The organism is Halanaerobium saccharolyticum (assembly GCF_004362045.1).
GTDB lineage: Bacteria > Bacillota > Halanaerobiia > Halanaerobiales > Halanaerobiaceae > Halanaerobium > Halanaerobium saccharolyticum_C.
Genome location: NZ_SNWX01000017.1, coordinates 17,717 through 37,607, shown reverse-complemented (window position 1 = coordinate 37,607; position 19,891 = coordinate 17,717). Strand labels below are relative to the sequence as shown.

The window sequence follows — 19,891 nt, the reverse complement described above, 5'->3', positions numbered from 1 at the left end:
CTGCATAAAACAATATAAACTAAAAAATCCCCGCTCTCTTATCAAATAAGAGACGAGGAATTACCCGTGTTACCACTCTAGTTGCCAGTTAATAACTGACCACTCTAAAACTTAACGCGTTCAACAACGTCTCTACCTACTAATTTTGGAAGAGCTCCTCCTGAGTGCGCTTCAAAATAATCTACTTATCGGACTCACAGCTGCTCCGACTTGCTGTAAAGCAAAATTATTTTTACTCTCTCATTCACTGGATTTATCTTATTTTATCATAAATCGTATTTTTTATTATTATATAGCTGAATCGGAAAAATTGCAAGTTATTTAAAAAAGTAAAAATATTCAGATAATAATTAAATATTTACTAGTTTCCACTTTACCTTTTTAAATCGGTAAAATACATAGCTTCCTCTAACTGTCCAATCTATAACCACTGCTGTCCAGGCACCAGGTTAAAAAACCAAGGCCGAGCGGATGTACCAGGATGTAACCCAATTGCAGCTACAGCAGAAGCACCCAGCCTGCCAATCATCATATCAATAATCATAATTTATTTATAATTAACTTTCATAATAAAAGCCATTGTGAGTTACAACTCTTGTTATTTCAGGATGAAAATAACTTTTAGAGCCTGCTTTTTTATCAAAAAACTTAAGCAAAGCAAAAGATAATAAAAATCCGATTCCTGAACCAATAATCCCTGCTATTTCTAAATTACTAATTATGCCGCTCAACAAACTGCTGCCGGCAAAATAACCAGCTATAATCGCAACCAGAGGAAGCAAATAGACTACAAGTGCGGAAAACAAAATCGGCCTGGCACCCATTTCCAGTTCAACTGTACTTCCCACTTCAGCTCCAATGGGATCATTAACTAAAACTTCCATTTCCTCTACCTCATGTGAATCATCAGCCAGCATACACTTTTCGTCACAGTGGCTGCAGGCAGAGGTTCTTATAATCTGAACCAGACTTTGACCATTTTCTTTTTTAATTACTCTGGCTCTTTCTTTCATCAATAATCACTCTTTCCTTATAAAAAATTTTGGTTCAAAACATTGCTAATCTATTTTAGCAAATATTGAAGCTAAAATAAAGAACACTTATCACATTCAGTACACTTTTTAAATAGATAGCTGTTACAGCGCGGACATTTGAGTTTCTTAAATTCCTTCATTTTATAGCCGCAGGTGGGACAGACAATTTTTTTCTCCTCTTCTGCCTGAGGATTTAGATCACAATTATCCAAACTAAAACACCTTCTTTCCTCTTGAACTACCAAAATAATTAAAAGTAAAATTATTAATTATAAACTTGCAAACGATACTTCAATATAAATCCAGGCAGTCCTAAATTATTAAAAAATCAGTAAATTGACCAGTCCACCGGTAATAAAAGCAGTAATCCAGCTTCCAAACCAGATATAAACTGACTCCTTAAAGTTTCGTTCCTTAATCATAATCATCATTGCTGCAATACAGGGTACAAATAAAGTTAAAGTAATTAAAGAAATTGTAATCTGGGCTGATGTTAAAGCAATTGAGGTTAAACCAGCCGCTCCAAAATCACGCCTGATAATCCCCATCACAAAAGCGGTTGCCGTTTCGGCCGGCAGTCCAAGCCAATTAACTGTTATTGGTTCTGCTCCCCTGGTAATCAGGGCCAGCAGACCTGTTTTCTGCATTACAGTAATCAGGGCAGCACCAAAAACAAAAATTGGACCCGCCTCTTTAACAAAGGCTACTGTCTGCTGATAAGTTTTATTAAAGACATTTTTTAGATCCGGCAGCCTGATTGGTGGTAAATCAATTAATAAATCACTTGACTCTCCAGGTAAAACCTTATTCAAAAAAGTCCCCGCCAGAACATAAACTGCAAAAATTGTCAGTACATAAACCAGAATATAAAAGACATCAAGCTGGGCAATTAAACCTGCTATAACACCAAGCTGAGCTGAACAGGGAATTGCAAGACCTAAAAGAAAAATAGAAATAATTCTCTCTCTTTTTGTTCCCAGTAGTCTGGTGGTAATGGTGGCCATGGTTACACAGCCAAATCCTAAAAGCATGGGGATAATTGCCCGACCATTAAGACCAATTTTCTGCAGTAGGCGATCCATGAGCACTGCAATTCTGGGTAAATAACCTGAATCTTCCAGTAGAGAAAGCAAAAAGTAAAATCCGGCCACCAGGGGTAATAGCAACCCAAAAATGTAGGTCACCGACATGGTTAAGATTCCATATTCTCCTGCCAGAAGCTGGCCAAAAAAGTTTTCCAGCCCAATAGTATTTGCTATTATATTACGCACAAAAGGCTCATAATTTTCAACAAAAATTAATTCTTCAGTAACACCAACAACTGTCTGAGCAACAAAAACCCCGATAAATTGATAAATTAAATATAAGAGCACTAAAAGCATTGGAATAGCTGTCACTGGTTTTAACATATAAGCCCCAATTTTTCTTGCCAGCTGACTTGTGTTTTCATCATAACTTAAAACTCGATCAGTAATCTGATCCACCCGCTGACGGCGAGCAGTATATATTTCTTCTCTCAATTCTGGAACAGTTTTCAGGCTAGGATATTGACAGCGAATGTTTTCATCTTCTTCTAAAATCATTAAAGCATCAGCTCTATTTTCAGTCACAGCTTCAATATCTTTCAGTTCTTTTTCTAAATCCGAATTTTCAGCAAAAATAGTATTACCTTTTACCGCCTGATCAATTGAGTGCTTAAGTTTGTCCAGGCCTCTATGTTTGGCAGCTGTTGTTGGAATAACTGGGACACCCAGTTCTTTCTCCAGAGCTTCAAGATCAATAGAAATATTATTTTTCTCTACCTCATCCATCATATTTAGCGCCACAATTATTTTTTTACCCAGATCAATAAGCTGCTGGGTTAAAAATAAATCTCGTTCCAGATGACTTGCATCAACAACATTAATTATAATATCTGCAGACATAATAAAATCCCTGGCTACTCTTTCCTCATCATTTATGGAACCGACTCCATAAACTCCTGGTGTATCATAAACAGCTGCATCACCCATTTTGCCGCTCGTGATATCAAGGGTAGTCCCGGGATAATTAGAAACACTGACATAAATACCTGTGAGGTAATTAAAAAATATAGACTTACCTACATTGGGGTTTCCAGCCAGCACAATCTTTTTATCAGCCTGCAGTTCATTTTCTATCTCTGTTTGACCGCAGTGACTCAACTAAATCATTCCTTTTTTCTTAACACTTATTTTTTCTGCAGTTCGACGTCCAATAGCAATTTCCTGTAAGTTCTTTTTTAAGATTACCGGGCCACCAGGTATTGAACCTGCACTTTCTATTTCTGAGCCTTCACTTATTCCAAAACGCAAAGCCTGTAAGCGAGTTTCTTTATCTTCAATTTTATCTATAATAAATTTATTTCCATGTTTCATATCAACTAGAGTCATTAATTTTTTCCCTCCTGCTGCTTTTTGAAAATCATCTGATAAAAACCAAAATCTTAACTAATTAATTATAAATTATTATAATTTCTTCTTTCCTAACTTTATTATACTGAAAACGATTTTCAAAGTCAACAAATTTCGTTAATTAATAGTTAATTTATCAAGTTTAAAAATTATTATTTCTAACAAAAACTCCTGCGAGTTTATTTGCTAAAAGACTCACAGGAGTTAATTATTATTTATTATATTTTCGACTTATTTCGACATAAAACGAGTAGTAACCGGTAGCTGTAAATTTTACTGAATTACCAGGTTGACTAATTTCTTTGGAATATAAATTGTTTTAACTAAATTTCCATCCTCAAGATAGGACTGAATCTTTTTTTCTTCCATAACCTGGGCTTTTACTTCTTCTTCAGAAGCATCTGCAGCAATATTAATCTTATCTCTTACCTTACCATTAACCTGGATGACAATTGTAATTTCATCCTTTTTAAGAGCTTCCTCTTTATATTCCGGCCACTGAGCTGCATGAACATTTTCCTGATGTCCAAGCTGCTGCCAGAGTTCTTCGGTAATAAATGGAGCAAATGGTGCCAGTAAAAGAACAATGTTTTCTGCAGCTGCTTTAATTAAGGCAGTATTAGTTTCTTCAGCACTGCGGTCATTTAAATAAGAATAAACTTCATTTGTTAACTCCATAATTGCACTGATTGCTGTGTTGAAGTTTAATCTTTCTCCAACATCCTCACTTACTTTTTTAATGCTGGCATGCATTGTCCGATAAAGAGTTTTAGCGTCTTTATCCAGGCTGTCAGCGTCAACTTCAGCTTCTTCATTTTTGATCAGTTCCAGATTTTCTGTGACAAAGCGCCAGACACGATTTAAGAAACGGTCAGCACCTTCAACTCCCTTATCACTCCACTCTAAGTCTTTCTCCGGTGGTGAAGCAAAAAGTATAAATAAACGGGCTGTATCTGCACCGTATTCATCTAAAATATCTTTAGGATCAACTACATTACCTTTTGATTTGGACATCTTGGCCCCATCTTTAAGCACCATTCCCTGAGCCAGCCAGTTAGTAAAGGGCTCAACATGTTCTGTTAGATCCATATCGTGAACAACCTTGGTAAAGAAACGGGCATACAGCAGATGCAGGATAGCATGTTCAATTCCACCGATATACTGATCAACCGGGAACCACTTATCCAAATTTTCTTTAGTAAATGGCATTTCTTCATTTTTAGGATCTGCATAACGCATAAAATACCAGGAAGAATCAACAAAAGTATCCATGGTATCAGTTTCTCTTTTAGCCGGACCACCACATTCAGGACAGGTGGTATTAACAAAACTATCTACTTTTTTTAGTGGTGACTCTCCGGTTGGAGAAAACTCAACATCATGTGGCAGTTCAACCGGTAGATCTTCCTCAGGGACTGCTACTGTTCCACAGTCATCACAATAAACAATAGGAATTGGAGCTCCCCAGTAGCGCTGTCGGGAGATTAACCAGTCACGCAGTCGATAATTAGTTTCTACTTTGACAAAACCTGCTTCTGAAAAATCTTCAGCCATTTTATCAAAAGCTTCCTCTACCTTTAAACCATTGTATTTACCAGAATTAATTAGATATCCATCTCCAGCATAAGCCTCTTCCATTTCGGAACCAACCAGTTCTTCTTTCTGATCCTCTGGCTGGATTACAGCTTTAATATCTATATCGTATTTGCGGGCAAAGTCAAAGTCACGCTGGTCGTGAGCTGGAACTGCCATAATTGCTCCAGTACCATAACCCATCAGGACATAATTTGCTATATAAACAGGAATTTTTTCGTCATTAACAGGATTAACAGCATAGGCGCCGGTAAAGATACCCAGCTTTTCTGTTTCGGCAGATGTTCTTTCCTGTTCTTTCTGCTTCTTAACTTTTTTGACAAATTTCTGAACCTCTTCTTCTTTTTCAGTCCCCGCTGTTAATTCTGAAACATAAGGATGCTCCGGTGCCAGAACCATATAGGTTGCACCAAAAAGAGTATCAGGTCTGGTTGTAAAGACTTCTAAATCCTTATTCAGTTTTGGCAGTTCAAAATTAACTCTAGTACCTTCACTGCGGCCGATCCAGTTTTTCTGCATAGTTTTTACTTTTTCCGGCCAGCCTTCTAAAAGCTCATGGTCTTCTAAGAGTCTTTCTGCATAATCAGTTATTTTTAAGAACCACTGTTCAAGATCACGGTGATCAACTTCAGTTCCACAGCGCTCACAAGCTTCATTTACTACCTGCTCATTGGCCAGTACTGTCTCACAGCTTGGACACCAGTTAACAGTTGATTCTTTTTTATAGGCTAAATTATCATTAAACATCTGAGTAAAAAACCACTGAGTCCACTTATAATAATCCTCTGCTGCTGTAGTTACTTCCCGATCCCAGTCATAACTTAAACCCATTGCCTTCATCTGTTCTTTCATATGGGCAATATTATCCCAGGTCCATTCTTTAGGATGAATATTTCCATGCTTGATAGCTGCATTTTCCGCAGGCAGCCCAAAAGCATCCCAGCCCATCGGATGTAAAACATTATAATCGTTCATTCTTTTATATCGGGCAATAACATCTCCAATAGAATACACTCTTACATGACCCATATGCAAATTCCCAGAGGGATAGGGAAACATTTCTAAAACATAATAATTTTCCTTATCCGGATCATCTCCAGTCTTATGTAAATTTGAGTCTTCCCAATTTTTAAGCCACTTTTTCTCTACTTCTTGAAATGGATAATAGTCCTGCAAAGATCTTCACTCTCCTCATTTATTCAAAAATTTTATCTATATTATTAAAATAAAACAAAATTATATCCAGCCTCCTACTCAGGCCAATTTACAACTCTTCTTGATCTTCCTGACGCAGAATTTTCTCTGCATCTGACCAGAGTCGTTCCAGATCATAATATTCTCTTTCTCTTTTATGAAAAACATGAACAATTACATCAGCATAATCCATCAGCACCCATCTTGCATCATCCATCCCAGCTATTTTCTTGGGTTCAATACCTATTTCAGATAGTTTTTCATCAATAGATCTTGCCACAGCTCTAACCTGCTGATCAGAATTAGCACTGCAGAGTACAAAATAATCTGCAATCACCGTTAAACCCTGAACATTTAAAATATCTATATCCTCTGCTTTTTTATCATCAGCTGCATCAGCAGCCAGTAAAGCTATATCCTTAATATTTAAATCTGACATTAATAAGCTCCTCCTTATACAGACTTCTCATAGCCTGCTCCAACTATAACTTCTATATTTTTAGCTGAATCTTCCTCAGCATCTTCAATAAATTCGGTCTGACCACCCAGCAGTTCTGCAATTTGTGAAGCTGTCTCTCTATCCTTCTGAGCATAATACTTAATAATGGAACTTTGATAATTATAACGATCAGCATTTCCTATCTCAGCAATCTGAAAACCATATTGCTTTAATAAATCTGCTGTCCTCGAAGCAGCACCGGACTCACCAACCCCGTTTAAAACCGTTAACTGATATTTCTTATTTTGAATATACGATTTGTTTCTGACCAGATTGTCAATCATTATCTCTGCTTGCTCAAGATTTGGGACCCAGTAGCTGATTCCATCTATATATTCAGGTCTTCCGGGCAGCATTTTAGATTCAATCTGGTTTAAATTAATTTCTTTAGCTGTATTTAGAAATGGTGTAATATCCTGAAATGGAATATTAGTATTGACTGCTTGATTTACTTCTTTAATAACCCCGGGTATTTTAGGGATAATAGAAGGAGAAAGGACCTTAGCTAAAACAGCATTAATAAACTTCTGCTGTCTTTCAATTCTACCGATATCTCCTCTTATATCACGATAACGAACATACTGCAGGGCTTCTTCCCCATTTAAAGTCTGCTGACCTGCAGGAATATTTATATAAAGTCCACCTGCTTTATCAACATAATGTAAACGCTCAGAAACCTTAATATTTATCCCACCTAATCGATCAATTATCTTTTCAAAACCGGTAAAATCTGTTTCTAAATAATAATCGATATCAATATCCAGCATTTCTTCCACTGTTTTCTGAGTTAACTTAATTCCCCCATAAACATGAGAAGAATTTAATTTAGTGAATTCTCTTTTATCAGAATTTATATAAGTATCACGGGGTAGAAAAATAAGACCTGCCTTATTACTTTCTACATTCAGGCTAATTAAAATAATAGTATCTGCACGAGAAGGTCCATTGATATTTGAATCATAACCTACAGCCAGAATATTGACTTTGTTATCTTTAAAAGGTCCACTGGAAGAAATTTGACTTAATTCATCATTCCACAAAAATGGAATAGCAATCCCGATAATCACCAGAAATATAATTAAAGCTATATATTTCCAGTCAGTTAATTTTTCTAACATTTATTAATCACTTCTCTTTAATAATTTATTTCGGAAATCATTTGAATAAGGATGGATCATATTATCCTGTTCAAGCTGATATTTAATAATATGAGACGTAATTAAATATAATCCTGATTCAAAATCTCTTTCGATTTCAATTCTAATTTCATCTAAACCGTCAAAATATCTATCTTCAGATATAAAATCTGCTGCATAAATAACCTTAGCTATTCCTCCCATTTCCGGATGGCCCAGAGTATGGAAGCGAATTGCTTCTAAAATTTCCGGATCAGTTATTCCAAATATATTTTCTGCCATCACTGCTCCTGCTGGTGCATGCAGTACTGGAGTAATCTCTAACTCCAGCCGATCCGGTTCCCAGTTTGAGTTCTTAACCATATCTTTTAATTCTCTCTCATTTTTACTTTTTGCAATATCGTGTAATAAAGCAGCTGTTTCTACATTTTTAAGGTTAAAATTTTGTTTTTCTGCAATCTTTAAAGCTGCTTTAAGTACAGATAATGTATGCTGAAATCTCTCTCTACCTAATATCTTTTTTATTTGTTCTAAATCAAGATCAGAATTTAATTCCTCTTTTTTTAAATACATTTAATCACCTGTAAAGATTATTTTCTCTTATGTACTCTTCAATTTGTTCTAAAGTTAAATATCGAATAGAATTTCCTTTTCTAACTTCTTCTCTAATAAAAGAAGAAGATATTTCTATATTCAGGCCTCGATACGTCAAAATATTATTTAAATAAGCTTGAAATTTCTGCTGGCTTAAAATTTCCCCAAAGTCATAATCAGGTCGATTATAGACTATAAATTTAGCTTCTGATAATAAGAATTCTGGTTCTTTCCATTTAAAAATTTCTGCTAAAGAATCAGCACCTATAATAAAAAAAACCTCTTCTGCATCAAGCTGAGGTACAAATTGAGACAAAGTCTGTGCAGTATAAGAATAACCATCTTTTTTAATCTCCCAGTCAGAAATAGAAAAACCTTGATTTTTATCTACAGCTAATCTTAGCATTTTAAACCTATCCTGATCAGGTGAAATATCTTTATTTTTTTTATGTGGTGGCATTCCAGCCGGCATAAAAATTATTTCGGCCAGGGAGAAACGATTTTTTATCTGTTCCGCTATAATAAAATGTCCTAAATGTGGGGGATCAAAGGTCCCACCAAAAATAGCCACTCTTTTTTTTGACATATTTTTCACCTCTAATTTTATACATCTTTAATTATAAATTATTTTATCAATCCTTGCAAGTTAAATGACCATTAAAAAAGGAGTTTTAAACTTTAAATAGAAATAATTAACTAGAGAATAATAAAACTGGAGGTTTTAAAAATGCTTTATAAATTCAAAAAGAAAAAACCCACTACTGCGGCAAATATTTTTATTGCTCCCGGCAGCAGAGTTATTGGAGATGTAGAAATAGCTGAACACAGCAGCATCTGGTATAATACTGTTGTGAGAGCGGATCTAGCTGAAATTAAAATTGGAAAATACTCAAATATTCAGGAGAACTCCACTGTTCATGTTGAGCAAAATCAGGGAGTTGAAATTGGTGATTATGTAACTATTGGCCATAATGCAGTCATTCACGCCTGTAAAATTGGTAATAAATCACTAATTGGTATGAATGCTACAATTTTAAGTGGAGCCTGGATTGGCGAAGGTTGTATTGTTGGTGCCGGAGCAGTAGTTCCAGAAAATGCTGAAATCCCCCCGGGAAGCCTGGTATTGGGAGTTCCTGCTAAAGTAGTTCGCAGCATTACAAAAGAAAAAATAATTGAATTAAAACAGCATGCAATTCATTACGCTGATCTAGCTGCCAGGCAGGAAGATATTGAAGAAATAAAATAAGATTAATTATGCCTCCAGTTTAAAAACTGGAGGCAATTTTAATTCAAACTATTTTCCAAAAATGTTTTTTATAAAATCAATTATAAAAATAAACTTATTCTGCAAAAATTTTCTTTGCAATTTCTACAGCTTCTTTTGCATCTCTGGCATAAAAATCAGCATCTATCATCTCTGCATAATCAGTAGTTAATACAGCCCCCCCCACCATGATCTGACACTCTGGAGCTTTATCCCGGACTGCTTTAATCGTTTTTTCCATATTTTTAACAGTGGTGGTCATTAGTGCACTCAATCCTAAAAGTTGAACCTCATTTTCTACCACAGCATTAACCACTTCTCTGATATTTACATTCCGGCCCAGATCAATGATTTGATAGCCGTAGTTTTCGAGTACAGTTTTAACTATATTTTTTCCAATATCATGAACATCACCTTTAACAGTAGCCATTACAATTTTACCTTTAGTAATATCTCTCCCACCTGTCCGGGCCATCTCCTCTTTTAAAACAGAAAACGCTTCTTTTACAGTTTCAGCTGACTGTACCAGCTGCGGCAAAAAGATATCACCTTTTTCGTAGCGTTCTCCTACCATATCAAGTGCAGGAATCAAATACTCATTTACCACTTCTAATGCTTCTTTCTCTTTTAAAAGTTCCTGAGTCAGACGGGCAGATTCACTTTTTAAGCCTCTAATAATTACGGTCTGTAAATCATTTTTTTCAGTCAGATCTTCTTCCGCTTCTGACTCAGATTCAGTTTTATTCTCCAGTTCAGACATATATTCAATATATTGAGCAGCACCCTGATCAATATTATTCAGCACAGCAGCTGCTTTAACTGCCGCCATCATCTCAACATCATTAGGATCAATAATTGGAAGATTTAAACCCTGATAAAGAGCCATTGCTAAAAAAGTCCTGTTCAAAACAGGACGAGCTGGCAGACCAAACGAAACATTAGAAACTCCGAGGGTGGTTTTAACTCCCAGTTTTTCTTTTACCATCTTTACTGCTCGTAAAGTTTCTCTGACTCCCTCCTGCTGGGCCGAAGCAGTAAGGGTCAGGCAGTCAATAATAATCTTATCTCTGCTGATCCCATGTTCAGCTGCTCTGCTGACTATTCTCTCGGCAATTTCAAAACGTCCCTCAGCAGTTGTGGGTATCCCCTCATCATCCATAGTCAAACCAATAACTGCTGCGCCATATTTTTTAACCGCAGGCAGAGTTTTCTCCAGCACTTCACGCTCTCCGTTAACTGAGTTGACAATTGCTGTTCCATTATAATATCTTAAGGCCTCATCTATTACTTCTGGGTTACTGGAATCAATCTGTAAGGGAATATCCAGAATTCCCTGCAGTTCATTGATCAGTTTAACCATCACTTTTTTTTCGTCTATCTCCGGCAGCCCGAGATTTACATCCAGAATATCTGCTCCTGCATCTACTTCTTCTACAGCCACTTTTAGAATATAGTCCAGGTCACCATTTCTTAAAGCTTCCTTAAATGCGGCTTTCCCGGTTGGATTAATTCTTTCTCCCACCACATTAACTCCAGCCAGATTAACAGACTGAGAGGGAGAACAGGCAAGACTTTCTTTTATAATTTCCCGTTCTTTGACTTTTTTATTTTTTAAATTCTCAGCAATCAAAGAAATAAACTCTTCGTTTGTTCCACAGCAGCCTCCAATAACTGCCAGTCCTTTTTCATAAAGACGGGCTATTGGTTTAAAATATTCAGCTGGAGAGATTTTAAATACTGTTTCTCCATTCTCCACTACCGGCAGACCAGCATTGGCCTGCAGGATAACCGGGAGTTTAGAATATTGAAGCACCTCTTCAACCAGGGGTTCCAGTTTTTCCGGTCCCAGAGAGCAGTTGAGTCCAATCGCGTCTACTCCCAGGCCTTCCAGCACAGAAATCATGGAGTGAATACTGCTTCCGGTAAAGGTCCGACCATCTTCTTCAAAAGTCAGAGTACAAAACACAGGTAGATTTGAATTTTCTTTAGCTGCCAGGACAGCCGCCCGGGCTTCATAAAGATCAGCTATTGTTTCTATATGTATGAGGTCAGCTCCCTCTTCCACTCCGACCAGTACCTGCTGCTGATAAAGACTGTATGCTTCATCAAAGCTTAAACTGCCCATCGGTTCTAAAAGCTCACCTAAAGGCCCCATATCCAGAGCAACAGCTGCTTCAATTTCGGATTCTATTACTGCCTGCCGGGCATTCTGGACAGCAGCAGAAACCACTTCTTCCACTGAATAATCTGTTTCTTTCATTTTTAGGGCATTGGCACCAAAAGTATTGGTTGTTAAAATCTCGGCTCCTGACTTTAAATAACTTTTATGAATCTCAACAATTTCTTCCCTTTTTTCTATATTCAATTTTTCAGGAACATCACCGGCCTTTAAACCCCGCTGCTGCAGTACTGTTCCCATAGCTCCATCAAATAATATTATCTGGTTTCCCAGTTTATCCTTTAGCTCCACAATAAATCCCCTTTCTTCTCAGCTCACAGTCCTGATATAAAATACAATTTTTGCAGTGCCTTGTCTCAAATTCTAAATCTCTCTCTTCTAAATTTTCGTTTTCGTTACCCCTATCTATACGATCTTCAGCCTGATGATCAACTTCAGTTTTTTCTGTAATAACCCCAATAATTGCAGTTACTGATTTAGTGGGAATTAACATATTATATTTAGAAGCAGTTAACCCAATTTTTTTTGGTGCCTTTAAAATTCTTAAAATTTCTTTCTGAATCTCAATCCCCAGATCTCCGTAGCCAGGACTATAGCGAAAGGTTATATCCTCATTCCCCGCTGCCAGAACTTCTTCTTTGATCTCAGCCTCGACCTGATCACAGCCTGCTTCGATAGCCGTGGTGGCACAGGCATCAAATATCATCGATTTTGTAACTGAAACTTTTTCATAATAGGAAATTTTTTTATCAACCTGAGCTCCCAGGGTAGCGGCCATTATATAGATTTCTTTGGAATTATTTAAATGTTTTTTTATACTTTTCCCTTTTAGAGTTAGGGTTGTTCCTTTTACCTTTATTCCATCCTCAGACAGCTCAATCGGAAATTTTTGATAAAGGTAACGGAAATTAATTAACTTTTTGATTTCAGATGTTGCTTCTTCAATTAAACGGTTAATATTATCGTCTTCTAAATCCTTAGAACTCTGTAAATACCTTAAAACTTCTGTTCTATCAATTTCTAATTCCATTTTAATCAGCCTTTTTCCCGTTGATGTGAGTAATCAATGATCCAACTGCTTCTTTGATTCGGCGGGCAACATAAGGATTATTCATTGTATAAAGATGAATTCCATCAACCTCACTGGATATTAAATCAACTATCTGTTCCACCGCATAGGCAATCCCGGCATCTCGTAAAGCTTCTGGATTATCATCATATTTATCTAAAATCTTTTGGAATTTTTCGGGAAAATATGCATCCGATAATTCTATAATTCTCCCTACCTGTTTTTTGTTGATAACAGGCATAATTCCTGCTTCAATAGGGACATTTATCCCCTTTTTTTCTGCCTTACTGCGGAATTCATAAAAAAGTGAGTTATCAAAAAACATCTGAGAGATTAAATAATCAACTCCACAATCAACCTTTTGTTTTAGATATTCCAGATCCTGTTCCAGACTATCTGTTTCCAGGTGTCCCTCCGGATAACAGGCAGCAGCTACTCCAAAGTCATTATTTTTATTTATATGCTCAATCAGCTGATAGGCATAATTATAATCACCAATAGCTTCCCCATCTACCGGTTTATCTCCTCTTAAGGCCAGAATGTTTTCTATATTTTTACTCTCCAGCCGGGACAGAATTTTATTTAAAGTTTCCCGGTCAGAATTAATACAGGTTAAATGGGCCAGAGCCTCTACATCGTATTTTTCCTTGATGATTGAAGAAAGCTCACAGGTTCTATTTTTTCTAACCCCTCCACCAGCACCATAGGTGACACTGATATAATCCGGGTCAATATCTTTTAACTCTTCTAAAGTTTGATAAATATTTTCAATTGGCACATCAGGACTGGGTGGAAAAACCTCCAGGGAAAATACTACTTCTTTTTCCTCAAAAATATTTTTAATCTTCATTTCTAATTTTATCCTCCTTATGCTTCTCCGCTGCTGTTAAAATTATATATCTAAAACCTCTGCTCAAATTACTCTCTGATTTTTTAGTAGACACTGCTAGAAGTTCATGTTTAAAAAATAACATGAAATAAAAAATCCACTTCCTAAGTAGAAGTGGGGTGCACAACTACTTATCTTCCAGGCTCAACCTGCTGGATTTAGCACCGGGCAGTATAACTGCTGGTTGCCGGGTTTCTCAGGGCCAGATCCCTCCACCACTCTTGATAAGACAATATTCTATTTTTAATTACTTTACCACATTAAAAGATTTTTGTCAAAAATTTGACTGCTTATATATCACAATCTTCACTCTCACACTGCTCATTTTTGTATTCTATTTCCACAGTTACATGATCAATTTTTTCTGCAGCCAGCAAATCTTTTATCTCAGATTTAAGCTTAATTATTTCTTCTTTCGAAAATTGATCTGGAATAATAACATGGGTGCTGAGAAAATTATTCTCTCCTGCTAATGTCCAGAGATGAGTATGGTGCACTGAAAGAGCCGAAGTTTCATTTTCTATTTTTTGCTGCAGATTTCCAATCTCTATCTCTCCTGGTACACCCTGCAGAAAAATATTCAAAACTCTTTTCAACTTAGAAAATACATTATATAAAATATAGAAGTTAATTAATAAGGATAAAAGCGGATCTAAAACTGGAATGCTTTTGAAAATTAAAATTATACTAACAATCAAAACTGCTGTCCAGCCCAGCAGATCCTCCATTAGATGCCAGCTTACGACTTCCTTATTCAAAGAACTGCCACCTCTTAATTTTAAAACTGAAATCCCATTAACCACTATTCCCAGGAGAGACAGAAATAACATCCCTTCTGGATGAACAGCCTGAGGATTAAATAATCTGGGTATTACCTCTGATAGAATAAAAAATGAACCTAAAATCAAAACAATACTGTTGATTAAAGCCCCCAGAAGTGAAAAACGAGCATAACCATAACTAAAATCTTTGTCTGCCCCTTTTTGCGAAAAGTTCTCCAGATACCAGGAAACTGCGAGAGAAATAGAATCTCCAAGATCATGTAAGGCATCAGACAAGATGGCCATACTGTTGGTTAAAAGTCCACCAATGATTTCAATGATCGAAAAAGATAAATTTAAGAAAAAAGCAAATTTAATATTCCCCGCTGCAGAATGATCATGTTCATGCTGATGTTCACTCATTATAATCACAAATATCAGTCATATTTTATTCTCCTTTTGATGGATTTACTTATATAAAATTATAATATCTCAAAGAAAAGAAATCTGTTAAATGATTTCTTTAAATAATAAAAATTTGCAGCTTATTGACATTGACCGGTCTGTCTGTTAAAATAATTTAGGTAATGCCCCCGTAGCTCAGTGGATAGAGCAAAGGCCTCCGAAGCCTTGAGCGCAGGTTCGATTCCTGCTGGGGGCACCATATATCATTCCTGCTATAACAGCGATTATAGCAGTTTTTCTTTTTCAGTATCTATTCTCATTAAGCTTCCCACCGTGATTTCACCGCAGTACTTTCTATCCACCGCAATCAAGCATCCAGAAATTTAGAAGCTTTTTCAGCAGCTTCAGCCTGTAAAGTTGGAATTAAATGAGAGTAAGTATCCATTGTTTGAGTGATTGAGGCATGACCCAATCTCTCCTGAACAATCTTAGGATGTTCATTTAACTGCAGCAAAATCGAAGCGTGTGTATGGCGAAGTGTATGGAGCGTTTTTTCTTTATCTAATCCAGCTTTATCTCTTAATTCAGCATATCTAACATTATATCTGTCTGGATAATATTTTTCACCATCTTCTTTGCAGAACACCAGATTATATTCATCGTGATAATTATCTCCCAGGAATTCTTTGAACTCCTCCTGTTTCTCTTTTCTTTTCTTCAGTACTTCTACTATTTCGTCAGTAATATCGATATTCCTGTTACTATTAGCCGTTTTAGTACTTTCTCTTAGAACAGAGCCATTACCCTTTTCACCTACCAGAGCCTGTCTCACCCGAATCTTTTTATTCTCAAAATCAACATTATCCCATTCCAGGCCTAAAAGCTCACTTTTTCTCATACCTGTATGGACCGCAAGATAGATAAAGTCATGTAATAGCGGATCATCCTCTTTAGCAACCTCTAACAGTTTACTTATTTCTTCTTTTGTTAAAGCAACAATGGTATTATTCCTTCTCCGATCAATTTTCGGTGCTTCAACAGGATCAGCCGGATTAGCTGCAATGTATCTATTTCTAACCGCAAAGCTTAAAGCTTGCTTCAGCTTCTTATAGTGCTTTAATAAAGTTGCTTCTGATAACCCGCCTTCTTTACCGTCCTTTCTTCCATCTTTCCGCTTCTTCTGCAAATATACTCGAATGTGAGCCGGACTCAGTTCTTTTAACTTGATATGTCCGAGGGCAGGAATCAAATGAGTTTTAAGTATGATCTCATATCTATCATGAGTAGTCTTTTCTGTCTGAACAACCGCGTACTCCTCAAACCACTTCAATAATAAATCCTTTACTGTCATGTCCGTCTGTACTACAACTCCCTGATCAGCCTGTAATTCCATTTTTCTAGCCCATTTCTTAGCATCTCTCTTACGAGTAAATGTCTTATAATCTCTCATTGCCTTTCCTGTTTCTGGATCCTTGCCTAGATACACCTGCGCCTGCCAATTCCCTGATTTCAATTGTTTAAAGCTTCCCATATTAATTCCTCCTATTATTTTATATATTGTCTTCCTACAAAAACTACTAATCCTTTAACCTCAATTTCTGATTTATCAATTTCGCCATAGTTCTCAACATCTGGTTCTAATCTCACCTTATCTTTATTAATAATGTAGTATCTTTTAATTGTTCTGTTGCAACCACCACCTTTTCTGATAATCAATAATATTGTGGAGCCATTCTCAGGCTCATCATTTATGGGTCTAATTAGAATGTAATCATCTCTTATAATTCCCCAATCCTTAAATTTATTGTTTGTCATCTTTAAAGCATAAGAGGAATCTGTAACATAGCCTTCTGGAAAAGTGAAATAGTCTTCTTTAACACATTCTTGCTTCTCATCCCAAAAAGCTTCATTATTATAATTGTAACTTGTAACCATTTCTCTAGGGTTCTTCTTTTCTACCTGCTCAAGATAAGTTGAAAGTAACCCTTTTGCTCCTTGAGTATCTTTTTTTTCCTCATATTGCCCCTCGTCATCCTTATCCATAACTAAAAGATACTTCTCATCCAGATAACCTGCGGCTACCATTAATTCAATATAACGAACTTTATCATTATTCTCGGCTATTTTTTCTAAAATATCTGGCTTAGGATCAAACTCAAGCGACCCGTTTTTGAGTTTAGATAAATAAGATCTGTGTATGTCTGCTTCTTTAGCAAACTTCGTGACTGATTTATCACCAATTGCTCTACTTACTAAATTCATTAATTTCACTTTATCTTTTTTCACTTTCTCTCACCTCCAAATATATTGTAACATACTTTTGGGATTTATTCAAACACTTTTTTATTAATTTTAGGATTATACTTTACAATAATAAAACTTCATGCTATAATATTGTTGTAATAAAGCAAATAAACAGCAATTGATTGTTGTTCAATATTTGCACACACTAATATTTTAGGAGGATTTAAGATGAAAGATACTAAAACAGATCTGATAATTTATTTTAAGAATGCCGTAAAAGAACAAATCGACTTTGACTTTGAGCAGATTCCTTTTTCTTTAGGTGTAAGCGACTTAAAAGAGCTTTTGCCTCTATCTGATTCTAAAATTTATATGATGCTGGAAGCAGGAGAAATTCCTGCAAGAAAGATGGGAGGTAAATGGACAGTCTCAAGAGCAGAGTTCCTTGCTTGGTTTTACGGATCTGAAGAAGATCTAGATTTGGAAGAACAGGTAATCGTTTAATTATAATAGTAGGGGGAGAAAGAAGTGATCACTCTCCCCCAAACTTATCACACTCAAAATAGTAAAGTAATAATCTGAAAATCCTCCAACAGATCCAGGTCTTAACGGGCCTGGGTCTTTTTTTGTTTATTAACTAATTATCTTATAAGCATCTTCCGAGGGCAAACATTAGTTTTTTTTAGTGCCATAGATGAATCTTATTATTAAAATTTGAAAATTACTGTCAAAAATGGCCTTTTAATCGGTATTATATATATAGAAGCACTTTTTAAAATGGGGGGAAGCAGGTGGAGGATCCCAAGCAAGGTTCTCTGCCTGCAGCCATAAAAAAAGACCTACTGTTAAGTTCTTTTAAATAACTACTTAAGTACTTACGAAATCCTGTGATCGGATTAAGGAGGCTTCTAAAACAGTGAAAGTAGACGAGATCTTAAAGTTAAAGAAATCTAAACTCAGTAACATTCAACTACTCAATTTACTTAAAGAAGATATATTCCAGAATCAAAAGAAAAAGGACAACTATAACGGAGGTAATAATAATGACAGTGACAGCTCAAAATCTCAGAACTACCATGAAAAAGAATGAGGATAAGGCGGAAGGCAGAAATGTAGCAACATTAAACTCTATCGAAAGGGATATTAAAGGAGTATGGTACTCGAGAAAGCTAGATCTATACGGTAATATTCTCGATGAAATAAGTTATGAAGATGAAATATATAGGGGCGGAGAAAAGGAAAATAAATGGAAGCCTAGGACAAATGATAACAAACCATCAAGAAGTAAAAGTACCTATACTCCAACTCCAGAAGAAAGAATAGCTTCAAATATCAATCAACTGAAAAAAAAGACCTGGAAATTGACCATTGCTAATATTGAAGACATGAATACTTTTACCACAGTAACTATGGGAGATGTAGACTTCTACAGCCTATTTTCTTCAAAAAGAAGCGATAAAGATAAAAATGAACTCTACCTTGCTGATCAGTTGAGTGAAAGTGAATTGCAGCTTCTTAAAGGTAAGACCAACCTGAAGTATAAAAAGGAGAAAGATAGAAGATACTTAAATAACAGTGAGGAAGAAAAGACTCTACGTAAAAAAATTATAAACATCTTAATCGAACAGGCTTCATCTATGATCGCCAAAATAGAAGAGTCTTTTGTAAAAGATGAAAGAACATTTAAAAGTGTCAGAGCTCATAATCAAGCTATTAAAAGAGAACTAGCTTCAAGAATCAACTCTCTTCTATCTGGTAAGTCTCCGCATAATATCGAAAATGCCTATTCGGCTTTCAGTAAATTCATTGAGAATCTGAAGAATTTATCAGAAGCTTATGAAGGTGACTTCAAATACATAGCAGTTTTAGAATTCCAGGAAAACGGTAGACCACACTTTCACATGCTGTCTAATCTAAAGTATCTGGAGCAGTCAAAACTCCAGAATAAGTGGGGTCACGGAATAGCTCATATTAGCTCTCTTAATTCGATTAGTAGACCAGGTCTACACATCAGTAAAAGAGATAATTTAAAGGCAAAAGCAACCAAGTTGTCTAATTATCTCTGCGAAGAAATTAGTGAAACCAGAAAAGATCCTAGAACTAAAAACAGAAAAATACTTTTGAGAAGTAATGACTTACTAAAGCAGCCACTGGAGGTAATTACTCCTGAATTACAACGACTAGTAGACCAATATGTATTTAGTAATTCTGTTGAAGCAGACTGGGAAAGTAGGTTCGAAGGTAAAGGATATTATTCGAAGGACTTCCGAATAACTAGAATGGTTATGGAAGATTCCAATCTCTACTCACTGGTAGAACAACTAACAGGTCAGCTGCTGTATAAGATTCTAGAAATAGCAGAGAAACTTAATAGCGACATCATAACCAAAGATATATACTATCAGGCCAAGCATGAACTTTTCTACAATGATCAGGAATATATGCCGGCTACTGTTGCAGCATAGTGTCTCTCCTGCTTGAACATTGACAACTAAATATTGCTCTCTTCTTCTATATTAGATAAAACCTGGATGTGCGCCGCAGGATTTTAACTGCCGGGCTATAACCACAGGGAGATCTATGTCTAAAACTTATATA

At 36.0% G+C, this 19,891-nt stretch carries 18 protein-coding genes, 1 tRNA gene, 1 riboswitch and 1 other annotated feature; of the genes, 5 read left to right on the top strand and 14 right to left on the bottom strand.

The genetic code is table 11. The features are described 5' to 3' along the window. Positions 1-45: 45 nt before the first annotated feature. Positions 46-257: a binding site (T-box leader), on the bottom strand. A gap of 300 nt (positions 258-557) precedes the next feature. The 8 genes from DFR79_RS10450 to nadD all read right to left on the bottom strand — a co-directional run bounded on the left by DFR79_RS10450 (position 558) and on the right by nadD (position 9,068). Beyond that, entirely contained in the window at positions 558-1,013 is a 456-nt protein-coding gene (locus tag DFR79_RS10450) for a SoxR reducing system RseC family protein (protein ID WP_133515455.1), read from the bottom strand. A 341-nt stretch (positions 1,014-1,354) separates the two neighbouring features. Further along, on the bottom strand, positions 1,355-3,217 hold the full coding sequence (gene feoB / locus DFR79_RS10445) for a ferrous iron transport protein B (RefSeq protein ID WP_133515436.1): 1,863 nt from the start codon (positions 3,215-3,217) through the stop codon (positions 1,355-1,357). After that, entirely contained in the window at positions 3,218-3,445 is a 228-nt protein-coding gene (locus DFR79_RS10440) for a FeoA family protein (protein WP_133515435.1), read from the bottom strand. It lies immediately after the preceding gene. Positions 3,446-3,739: 294 nt separating this feature from the next. Next, positions 3,740-6,235, bottom strand: a complete 2,496-nt coding sequence (gene leuS / locus DFR79_RS10435) for a leucine--tRNA ligase (protein ID WP_133515434.1) — start codon at positions 6,233-6,235, stop codon at positions 3,740-3,742. An 88-nt stretch (positions 6,236-6,323) separates the two neighbouring features. Further along, the gene (rsfS, locus tag DFR79_RS10430) at positions 6,324-6,692 is read right to left on the bottom strand and encodes a ribosome silencing factor (RefSeq protein ID WP_133515433.1); all 369 of its coding nucleotides are present in this window, start codon (positions 6,690-6,692) and stop codon (positions 6,324-6,326) included. 14 nt (positions 6,693-6,706) lie between these two features. Further along, positions 6,707-7,870 (bottom strand): LCP family protein, encoded by a 1,164-nt coding sequence (locus DFR79_RS10425; protein ID WP_133515432.1) that lies wholly within the window; start codon positions 7,868-7,870, stop codon positions 6,707-6,709. 3 nt (positions 7,871-7,873) lie between these two features. Further along, a complete protein-coding gene (gene yqeK, locus DFR79_RS10420; RefSeq protein ID WP_133515431.1) occupies positions 7,874-8,461 on the bottom strand; it encodes a bis(5'-nucleosyl)-tetraphosphatase (symmetrical) YqeK in 588 nt (195 codons plus the stop codon). A 4-nt stretch (positions 8,462-8,465) separates the two neighbouring features. Continuing rightward, entirely contained in the window at positions 8,466-9,068 is a 603-nt protein-coding gene (nadD, locus tag DFR79_RS10415; RefSeq protein WP_133515430.1) for a nicotinate-nucleotide adenylyltransferase, read from the bottom strand. A gap of 141 nt (positions 9,069-9,209) precedes the next feature. On the opposite strand from nadD, the gene DFR79_RS10410 reads away from it, so the two are divergent. Further along, the gene (locus tag DFR79_RS10410) at positions 9,210-9,728 is read left to right on the top strand and encodes a gamma carbonic anhydrase family protein (protein ID WP_133515429.1); all 519 of its coding nucleotides are present in this window, start codon (positions 9,210-9,212) and stop codon (positions 9,726-9,728) included. Positions 9,729-9,822: 94 nt separating this feature from the next. Here the strand turns inward: DFR79_RS10410 and DFR79_RS10405 are convergent, their stop codons facing one another. The 4 genes from DFR79_RS10405 to DFR79_RS10390 form a co-directional block, all read right to left on the bottom strand. Beyond that, positions 9,823-12,216: a homocysteine S-methyltransferase family protein gene (locus DFR79_RS10405; protein ID WP_133515428.1), complete on the bottom strand. Its 2,394-nt coding sequence runs from the start codon at positions 12,214-12,216 to the stop codon at positions 9,823-9,825. After that, on the bottom strand, positions 12,200-12,955 hold the full coding sequence (locus DFR79_RS10400; protein ID WP_208107534.1) for a Vitamin B12 dependent methionine synthase activation subunit: 756 nt from the start codon (positions 12,953-12,955) through the stop codon (positions 12,200-12,202). Before DFR79_RS10400 ends, DFR79_RS10405 begins: the two co-directional genes overlap by 17 nt. Before the next feature lies 1 nt (position 12,956). Continuing rightward, entirely contained in the window at positions 12,957-13,844 is an 888-nt protein-coding gene (gene metF / locus DFR79_RS10395; protein WP_133515426.1) for a methylenetetrahydrofolate reductase [NAD(P)H], read from the bottom strand. Positions 13,845-14,011: 167 nt separating this feature from the next. Next, positions 14,012-14,114: riboswitch (SAM riboswitch) on the bottom strand. Positions 14,115-14,173: 59 nt separating this feature from the next. Beyond that, positions 14,174-15,067: a cation diffusion facilitator family transporter gene (locus DFR79_RS10390; RefSeq protein ID WP_133515425.1), complete on the bottom strand. Its 894-nt coding sequence runs from the start codon at positions 15,065-15,067 to the stop codon at positions 14,174-14,176. A 166-nt stretch (positions 15,068-15,233) separates the two neighbouring features. Here DFR79_RS10390 and DFR79_RS10385 point away from each other — a divergent pair. Continuing rightward, positions 15,234-15,308, top strand: a tRNA-Arg gene (locus DFR79_RS10385). 108 nt (positions 15,309-15,416) lie between these two features. On the opposite strand, the gene DFR79_RS10380 is transcribed toward DFR79_RS10385, so the two are convergent. Beyond that, on the bottom strand, positions 15,417-16,580 hold the full coding sequence (locus DFR79_RS10380) for a tyrosine-type recombinase/integrase (protein ID WP_133515424.1): 1,164 nt from the start codon (positions 16,578-16,580) through the stop codon (positions 15,417-15,419). A 14-nt stretch (positions 16,581-16,594) separates the two neighbouring features. Next, complete coding sequence (locus DFR79_RS10375) at positions 16,595-17,335, bottom strand: LexA family transcriptional regulator (RefSeq protein WP_133515423.1); 741 nt, start codon at positions 17,333-17,335, stop codon at positions 16,595-16,597. A 186-nt stretch (positions 17,336-17,521) separates the two neighbouring features. Here DFR79_RS10375 and DFR79_RS10370 point away from each other — a divergent pair, with 186 nt between their 5' ends. The 3 genes from DFR79_RS10370 (at position 17,522) to DFR79_RS10365 (ending at position 19,758) form a co-directional block, all read left to right on the top strand. Beyond that, positions 17,522-17,797, top strand: a complete 276-nt coding sequence (locus DFR79_RS10370; protein ID WP_089862116.1) for a helix-turn-helix domain-containing protein — start codon at positions 17,522-17,524, stop codon at positions 17,795-17,797. A gap of 412 nt (positions 17,798-18,209) precedes the next feature. Continuing rightward, positions 18,210-18,383: a hypothetical protein gene (locus DFR79_RS16125; protein ID WP_166638033.1), complete on the top strand. Its 174-nt coding sequence runs from the start codon at positions 18,210-18,212 to the stop codon at positions 18,381-18,383. Next, complete coding sequence (locus DFR79_RS10365) at positions 18,337-19,758, top strand: rolling circle replication-associated protein (RefSeq protein WP_166638032.1); 1,422 nt, start codon at positions 18,337-18,339, stop codon at positions 19,756-19,758. The genes DFR79_RS16125 and DFR79_RS10365 overlap by 47 nt, the downstream gene beginning before the upstream one ends. The last annotated feature ends 133 nt before the right edge of the window (positions 19,759-19,891 follow it).